The sequence below is a fragment of the Lysinibacillus sp. HST-98 genome, assembly GCF_016757845.1.
Taxonomy (GTDB): domain Bacteria; phylum Bacillota; class Bacilli; order Bacillales_A; family Planococcaceae; genus Lysinibacillus; species Lysinibacillus capsici.
Map to the genome: position 1 here is coordinate 127,218 of NZ_JAENHX010000012.1, position 7,902 is coordinate 135,119.

8 protein-coding genes and 1 rRNA gene are annotated in these 7,902 nt (G+C 38.0%); 6 read left to right on the forward strand and 3 right to left on the reverse strand.

Annotated features, from left to right (window positions below; genetic code table 11):
• The first annotated feature begins 15 nt into the window (after positions 1-15).
• Complete coding sequence (locus JIN86_RS21145) at positions 16-1,050, forward strand: toxic anion resistance protein (RefSeq protein WP_202342785.1); 1,035 nt, start codon at positions 16-18, stop codon at positions 1,048-1,050.
• A gap of 124 nt (positions 1,051-1,174) precedes the next feature.
• Here JIN86_RS21145 and JIN86_RS21150 read toward each other — a convergent pair whose 3' ends face one another.
• Both JIN86_RS21150 and JIN86_RS21155 read right to left on the reverse strand, forming a co-directional pair.
• A complete protein-coding gene (locus JIN86_RS21150) occupies positions 1,175-2,263 on the reverse strand; it encodes an FUSC family protein (protein WP_004230503.1) in 1,089 nt (362 codons plus the stop codon).
• Positions 2,264-2,397: 134 nt separating this feature from the next.
• Positions 2,398-3,684, reverse strand: coding sequence for a glutamate-1-semialdehyde 2,1-aminomutase (locus JIN86_RS21155; RefSeq protein ID WP_004230504.1), 1,287 nt, complete (start codon positions 3,682-3,684; stop codon positions 2,398-2,400).
• 129 nt (positions 3,685-3,813) lie between these two features.
• Between JIN86_RS21155 and bcp the strand changes: the two genes are divergently transcribed.
• The 3 genes from bcp (at position 3,814) to perR (ending at position 5,796) form a co-directional block, all read left to right on the forward strand.
• Positions 3,814-4,287 carry a thioredoxin-dependent thiol peroxidase gene (gene bcp, locus JIN86_RS21160; RefSeq protein WP_004230505.1) on the forward strand — a complete coding sequence of 158 codons (474 nt, stop codon included), beginning with the start codon at positions 3,814-3,816 and terminating at the stop codon, positions 4,285-4,287.
• Entirely contained in the window at positions 4,287-5,231 is a 945-nt protein-coding gene (locus JIN86_RS21165; protein WP_202342786.1) for a D-2-hydroxyacid dehydrogenase, read from the forward strand. The genes bcp and JIN86_RS21165 overlap by 1 nt, the downstream gene beginning before the upstream one ends.
• A gap of 121 nt (positions 5,232-5,352) precedes the next feature.
• Entirely contained in the window at positions 5,353-5,796 is a 444-nt protein-coding gene (gene perR, locus JIN86_RS21170) for a peroxide-responsive transcriptional repressor PerR (protein ID WP_004230508.1), read from the forward strand.
• Between the two features lie 22 nt (positions 5,797-5,818).
• On the opposite strand, the gene JIN86_RS21175 is transcribed toward perR, so the two are convergent.
• Entirely contained in the window at positions 5,819-6,172 is a 354-nt protein-coding gene (locus tag JIN86_RS21175; protein ID WP_004230509.1) for a YgzB family protein, read from the reverse strand.
• A gap of 149 nt (positions 6,173-6,321) precedes the next feature.
• Between JIN86_RS21175 and JIN86_RS21180 the strand changes: the two genes are divergently transcribed.
• Positions 6,322-7,209 (forward strand): nucleotidyltransferase-like protein, encoded by an 888-nt coding sequence (locus tag JIN86_RS21180; RefSeq protein ID WP_004230510.1) that lies wholly within the window; start codon positions 6,322-6,324, stop codon positions 7,207-7,209.
• Positions 7,210-7,554: 345 nt separating this feature from the next.
• Positions 7,555-7,902, forward strand: a 16S ribosomal RNA gene (locus JIN86_RS21185); the annotation flags it as partial.

Here is a 7,902-nt window from a genome sequence, read left to right on the forward strand (position 1 = left end):
AAGGAGGCGGCATGAATGTCAAATAATTCTTTGACGCTGAAGCAGCTGACACTGGAAACAGCAGAAGCCTTCAAAGAACAGTTACGTGATCATGCAGAGGTACGGCAAATTGCCAATCAAATCAATATAAAAAATCAGATAGAGCTATTAGCTTTGGGAAAAGAGCCGTCTACAAAATTAGCTACATTTGCAGATCAAATTTTAGACATCATCACTCAGTCAACATCTTTCGAATCAAATGAATTATTTAAGCAGCTTGAAGCCCTTATGCAGACATTCGACAAACAAGATTTTACAGAACAAAAGGGCTTTTTTAAAAAGCTATTTGCACGTAAGACCCAAAATGATGGCGATTTATTTACGAAATACAATAGACTGGGGAGAGATATTGAGAAAATTCATTATCAATTTGTACTGATGGAAGAGGAATTAGCGAAGGATAATCGAGTACTTGCACGCTTATATCAAGAAGACCTCATGTACTATCTTGAGCTAGAAAAGTATATCGTAGCAACTGACATGAAGCTTCATGAGGTCCAAACAACATTGATTCCGATGTATGAAAAACAGAGTGAAGCAGGTAATCAGCTCGCGAAAATGGAGCTAAATCGTTTGCAAGCTATTGCAGAGATGCTCCAGCAAAAAATAGATGATTTAGAAAAATCACGTATGGTGGCTATTATCATAGCCCCTCAAATCGATATGCTACGTAATGGTAACAGTGAATTGATTGAACAAATTAATGGGGCTTTTGTTAAAACCATTCCTGTTTTTAAAATGGGTTTGATGAATGCAGTTAATGAAAGACGTCAACAATTACAAAGTCAATCAGCCTCTGCCTTTGAAGAGCGTATGAAGCAATTTGGGGGAGCTAGCAAGGAAGCGGTGCAATTAAGTACTGCCATGGCTCAACAATCCAGCACTACCCAGACTCTTGAAGAAATGTGGGATACTATTATATCAGGCATTGCCAATTATCAGCAATTACGTGATGAACAAACGGTTAAACGCCAACAAGCAGAGCAACAATTGCTAACATTGCGTTCTTAGCTCCTTTCCTCTAAGTAGATGACTACTTGGAGGTTTTTTGTATAAAAAAAGCGACAGACTTATCTTCATTCAATGAGGGATCAAAAGCCCCCTGAATCAAGGTAATCTGTCGCCAAAATGTTAGCTAAATGAATTCCTCTTCAAATTCTACATTGATTTCATGTCCATGATAGCTTTGGTAAGAAACAATAAGTGTATCAAGATGTTCTAAGTTTTCCTCATAATCTAAAATACGCGATAAAATATAGAGTAGGTGATAGCTAGAAAACTCCGTATCGCCTTCTTCACGAGCAAAGTTGATTTGCTTGATGAAAATTTCCATTAGCTCATTACGTTGGACATAGTCAATGCTTTTACTCCACTCCGAATGCTCAGGCTTTAGCTTTCCTGTATATTTTAAGAGCAATTGCTCATGGTACGTTAGCAAGGAATCAAGTCGCTCCTGAATCATTAAATGAAATTGTGTAGGGAGCTGCGCTAATTCATTTTCGTGATTATGCAACCGCTGTAGCAATTCCAAGCTTTTCTTGGAAGTTAAAATCATTTGACGATAGACTACTAGTTTGCGTGCTTTCACATATTTTTTATTTTTAAAATAATTACGCTCTTCCTTATATAAATCATACAGCGTATCCACTCGTAGCATACGGTTTTTAAACTTACTTAATGCTGTCTTTGTGGATGTGTGCTCAGAAGCTTGACGTACAGCCAGTCGTGTCCAACGAATAATGTCATCTTGTAAAATATAAATTTTGCGAAATAGTTTTACCTCGTATTTAGGTGGTAAGAACACAAGGTTTACGACAAACGCTGCTAATACCCCAACTAATATCGTAACAAAGCGTATTAAACCAAATGTTAAAAAGTCATCCCCTTGAAATTCCATAATAGCCACAACTGATACCAACGCTAGCGAAAGTGATTTTTCCAGTTTAAACTTTAACATTAAACCAATAGCTATTATGACAGCTATACCAATGGCAACGACATGATGGCCAAAAAGTAAGCCGAAAATGACTGCAATTGTCGCACCTATGATATTCGCTTGTACTTGCTCTACAATGGTTTGGTAAGAACGATAAATAGAAGGCTGAATAGCAAAAATAGCTGCAATTCCAGCAAAAACAGGTGAAGGTAATTTTAACAACTCTGCAATGAATAATGCAAATACGATAGCTACACCAGTTTTAAATACACGGGCACCTAATTTCATAAAGATGTCCTTTCTGTCTAATATTTTTTAGCTTCTTTACATTATAGAAGGAAGTGCTCATAAAATACATAGATTTGCATGGATGAATAAGAAAAAGGCGACTTCTACTTGCAAGTCGCTTTTTCTTGTCAAGATTACAATTGAGAAAACGCAATATCTACTGCTTCAATTGTTTCCTGAATATCTGCTTCTGTATGCTCAGTTGTTAAGAACCATGCTTCATATTTAGAAGGAGCTAGATTAATGCCTTGTTCAAGCATAAGTTTAAAGAAGCGTCCGAATATTTCACCGTCAGAGTTTTCAGCTTGCTCATAGTTTTCTACTTTCACGTCTGTAAAGTAAATAGTCAGCGCCCCTTTGAGACGATTTAACGTGATGGTTACGTCATGTTTTTTAGCAGCAGCTAAAATTCCTTCTTCTAAAATTGCGCCCAATCTATCCATTTCATCATAAATGCCTGGCGTTTGTAGCACTTCTAGGCAAGCAATACCGGCTTGCATAGATGCAGGATTTCCAGCCATCGTACCCGCTTGGTATGCTGGACCGAGTGGTGCAACAGTATCCATAATCTCTTTACGCCCGCCATATGCACCGATTGGTAAACCACCACCAATAACTTTACCAAGTGCAGTTAAATCAGGTGTAAGGCCAAGTAAATTTTGAGCGCCACCGTAGTGGAAGCGGAAGGCCGTGATGACTTCATCGTAAATCGTTAAGGCCCCTTTTTCTTTAGCAGTAGCGTGTACTAATTCAAGGAAGCCAGGATGCGGTTCAACAATACCAAAGTTTCCTACAATTGGTTCGATTAAAATAGCTGCAATCTCCTCGCCCCATTTATTCATGGCTTCTGTAAAGGCTTCAGGGTTATTAAAAGGTACAGTAATAACTTCTTCAGCAGTTGAAGTTGTTACACCTGCTGAGTCTGGTGTTCCTAATGTTGCTGGACCTGATCCTGCAGCCACTAGTACTAAATCGAAGTGTCCGTGGTAGCAGCCAGCAAATTTCATGATTTTTGTACGGCCTGTATAGGCACGTGCCACACGAATCGTTGTCATAACAGCTTCTGTACCAGAGTTGTTAAAACGTACTTTATCCATAGATGGAATGGCTTCCTTTAACATTTTTGCGAAAGTAACTTCATATTCAGTCGGCGTCCCAAATAATGTACCATTTTCAGCAGCATGCGTTATGGCCTTTGCAATATGAGGATGGCCATGACCAGTAACGATTGGACCATATGCTGCTAGATAGTCGATATAACGATTGCCATCTACATCCCAAAAATAAGCGCCTTTTCCTCGCGCCATGGCTACAGGAGAACCGCCACCTACTGCTTTATATGAACGAGAAGGGCTGTTTACACCACCAACAATATGCTGTAATGCCTCTGCATGTATTGCTTCAGATTTTGCATGATTCATAGAATTGCCTCCTAACTTTTTATACGTAATCTATTGTAGACCTATCGGTGTAAGAAATCCAAAGAAATTAAGGGATATGACTTGATTTGTTACTTAGAGTAAAATAGGACCTACAGAGGAGGAGATTGTATGACATTACTAGAAGGACAAAAGGCGCCGGATTTTTCTCTATTGAACGAAAAGGGCGAGATGGTGCATTTAGCTGATTTTAAAGGAAAAAATGTTATTTTATACTTTTACCCAAAGGATATGACACCAGGCTGCACGACGGAGGCATGTGATTTTCGGGATAAGTTTGAAGACTTCAGTCATTTAAATGCTGTTGTTCTGGGTGTTAGCCCAGATAACGCAAGCAAGCATACAAAATTTATTGATAAGCATGGTTTGCCATTTTCACTATTAGTGGATGAGGATCATGCTATTGCTGAAGTATATGGTGTATGGGTTTTAAAGAAAATGTATGGACGTGAATATATGGGCATAGAGCGTTCAACGTTTTTAATTGATGCTGAGGGTATGCTTGTAAAAGCTTGGCGCAAAGTTCGAGTGAAAAATCATATTGAAGAAGTATATGCTTATTTAGCAGAACAGGAGGCAAAATAATGAGAATCTATTTTACATTTGAACCTAGAGCAGATTTACGAGAACCATTAGTGGCAGAATTTCCACAGCTTGAATTTATCTTTGAAAAGAGTTTATCAAATGAAGAGCTTCAACAAGCGGATGTATTAGTTACATATGGTGAAGATTTAACAGAAGAGAGTATTCAATCTGCGACAAAGCTAAAATGGATTTTTGTTGCATCGGCAGGTATAGAAAAAATGCCAGCTCAGGCTATTATTGAACGTGGGATTCTAGTTTCAAATGTTCGTGGCATTCATAAAACGCCTATGGCTGAATCCATGCTTGCTCATATTTTAGCCATTAAACGAGCTTTGCCTTGGATATATGAGCAGCAAAAGAAAAATGAATGGTCGAAAAAAACACAACAAACGGAATTACGTGATAGTACGGCACTTATTTTGGGGCCAGGTGCCATTGGGTCAGAAGTTGGGCGTTTATTGCAAGCTTTTGGTGTTACGACGATTGGCTGTAACCGCTCCGGTAAAGAAGCGGCCTATATGAATACGATAATTAGTTTTACCCAATTAAAAGAAGCCCTACCTCTTGCAGATATCGTTATTTCTGTACTACCAAAAACAACAGAAACGACCCATTTATTAAAAGAAGAGCATTTTATTGCGATGAAAAACAATGCGATTTTCATGAATTTTGGTCGAGGTAATTTAGTTGATGAAAAGGTACTCATTCAAGCGATTGAAACAAAGCAAATTGGACACGTAGTTTTAGATGTATTTGAAGAGGAGCCTCTGACATCTGATAATCCATTATGGACATTACCAAATGTCATAGTATCACCTCATGTATCCAGTCATTCTTCTCGTTATGTTGAGCGTAGCTTAGAAATTTTCAAGCCAAGCCTAACAAAATGGCTAAAGGGTGACACGGATTTAGAAAATGTTATGGATTTATCAAGAGGCTATTAAGGAAAATACCATTGATTTATTGAGGATAAGCAATGTGTGATTGTTGACGAAGTAGTACGAATTGGATACACTATTTATAACAATTATAAATTAATAATACTTATGGAAGAGGTGCATGACGATGTCTGCTACGCATTTACAAGATGCACTGGACACGTTGAAAACAACTGGTGTACGTATTACTCCTCAGCGTCATGCTATTTTGGAATATCTAATTCAATCAATGGCACATCCTACTGCCGATGAAATTTATAAAGCTCTTGAGGGTAAGTTCCCTAATATGAGTGTAGCGACTGTTTATAACAACCTGCGTGTATTTCGTGAAGTAGGTCTTGTGAAAGAGCTAACTTACGGGGATGCTTCAAGTCGCTTTGATTTCGTGACAAACGATCATTACCATATGATTTGTGAATGCTGTGGTAAGATCGTCGATTTCCATTATCCTGGACTCGACGAAATAGAGCATTTTGCATCACAGGTAACAGGCTTTGATGTGCATTCGCATCGCTTAGAGATATACGGCACTTGTCCATCGTGTAAAGTTGCTACTGCTAAAGTACAATAAAAATCCTAGCTCTTAAAAAGGGCTAGGATTTTTTTGTTTTATTATTATAGGATTGATCGAACTCTTTACCTTCTAGAGTAGGATCAAGTGTTAATGGCTCATTGCAGTACATGCACATATCTACTCGGCCTAAAACCTTTGTGTGTTTATGGCAATTAGGACACTCTACTTGAATAGCTCTTGTTGACAGTAGTCCGATCCACGCATATACAACTGTGCTACCGATAATACAAAGAACACCTAGTGACATGAAAATTAAAACTAATATCGGGCTATTTTTAAAGAAAATGCCTCCGTACATGACAATAAAACCAAAAAAGATTAGTGCTAATGCGAATGAACGAATTTTATTAATTTTACTTTTATAAGGTTTCATATTTCATCTTGCCTCCCAATCTAAAATCTACTATAACATATAAGGGCAAAGTATTTTAGCTTTGAACTGAATGAAAGAAGGAATACTTTTAGAGTATGTCGAATTTTTAACGGAACAAAAGAACCTATATGAATAAAGGAGGGCTGAACATGGAGCAAGTACTGCGTCCAATATATCAAGAACGTGCGAGTCAGTCGAATACATTAGGCGTAATTTTAGTGGAAAAGCGTGAAGAACAAAGTAACGTTACAGATACATTTGATACGGTTTTACTCATTATCGTAAAAGAAGCAGAGCAACCAGTCTTTTCAAAACATTACTTATATGAAGGAAATAAAATCGCTCTACATACTGTTACGGAGAAATTAATTCGAAAATGGTTACTCATCGGTTCAAATAGAAAGGTTGTTGATTGGATATTCTTCGGTAGAGTATTATTTGATCGGAATGAATTTCTGCATAAACTAAAAATAGAATTGCAGGAATTTCCGTATAGTGGTCGTAAAATTAAAACAGGTATTCAATTTTCAAAGTTAATTCGTCGCTATTTGGAAGGGAAAGAATACTTCGATAAAGGAAGTTACTTGGATGCTTATAATCACGTTGTGGACTCCCTACATCATCTAGGTCGTTTATCTATTATCGATAGTGGCCTGTATCCTGAAGTAACTGTTTGGGCACAGGTAAAAAAAATTGAGCCAGCCATCTATAAGCTGTATGAAGAGCTAGTGACAAGTAATGAGCCAATAGAAAAGCGCTTAGAATTGTTGTTTTTAGCAAGTGAGTTTTTAATTCATTCTCGTACACGAGATGGGGCACAACATATATTAGAAGTCATGCAAACAAAAGAAATGTGGACCATTCAGGAATTACACGATCATCATGAGCTTGTGAACTACTCAGTGGATTTAGAAGTGTTTGTGGAGTACTTAGTGGATAAAGGCTATATTCTAATTGAACCAATTGCAGCGAAAAATGATAGGATATTTCACCGTCATTACAAGGTAAATAAAGATGCTCTAGAAATGGGGCAATGACTGTAGTATGCTTGTAATCGAGGTATCTAAAAATACCTCGATATTTTTTTATAAAAGTAGTTGACGAATAATATCTTAGTATTGTATTATATTAATTGTCGCTAAGACATAAACGAATAACTCAGAAAAACACAAAAAACTTTCTAAAAAAGTTGTTGACATGTTTTGAATGAGATGTTAATATAAAGAAGTCGCTGAAAAACGACTTAAATAATGAACCTTGAAAACTGAACAAGCAAAACGTAATCAATAAAGTTTTAAGTAGCTAGCTTTGCTAGTGAACGAAACACAATTTTGGACATCAAACATGATGCCAGCAAAACAATTTGAGCTAATCAAATTTCTTTTATGGAGAGTTTGATCCTGGCTCAGGACGAACGCTGGCGGCGTGCCTAATACATGCAAGTCGAGCGAACAGAAAAGGAGCTTGCTCCTTTGACGTTAGCGGCGGACGGGTGAGTAACACGTGGGCAACCTACCTTATAGTTTGGGATAACTCCGGGAAACCGGGGCTAATACCGAATAATCTCTTTTGCTTCATGGCAAGAGACTGAAAGACGGTTTCGGCTGTCGCTATAGGATGGGCCCGCGGCGCATTAGCTAGTTGGTGAGGTAACGGCTCACCAAGGCGACGATGCGTAGCCGACCTGAGAGGGTGATCGGCCACACTGGGACTGAGACACGGCCCAGACT

Coding starts and splice junctions, on each gene's coding strand:
- JIN86_RS21145 (WP_202342785.1), top strand. CDS start 16: ATGTCAAATAATTCTTTGACGCTGAAGCAGCTGACACTGGAAACAGCA.
- JIN86_RS21150 (WP_004230503.1), bottom strand. CDS start 2,263: ATGAAATTAGGTGCCCGTGTATTTAAAACTGGTGTAGCTATCGTATTT.
- JIN86_RS21155 (WP_004230504.1), bottom strand. CDS start 3,684: ATGAATCATGCAAAATCTGAAGCAATACATGCAGAGGCATTACAGCAT.
- bcp (WP_004230505.1), top strand. CDS start 3,814: ATGACATTACTAGAAGGACAAAAGGCGCCGGATTTTTCTCTATTGAAC.
- JIN86_RS21165 (WP_202342786.1), top strand. CDS start 4,287: ATGAGAATCTATTTTACATTTGAACCTAGAGCAGATTTACGAGAACCA.
- perR (WP_004230508.1), top strand. CDS start 5,353: ATGTCTGCTACGCATTTACAAGATGCACTGGACACGTTGAAAACAACT.
- JIN86_RS21175 (WP_004230509.1), bottom strand. CDS start 6,172: ATGAAACCTTATAAAAGTAAAATTAATAAAATTCGTTCATTCGCATTA.
- JIN86_RS21180 (WP_004230510.1), top strand. CDS start 6,322: ATGGAGCAAGTACTGCGTCCAATATATCAAGAACGTGCGAGTCAGTCG.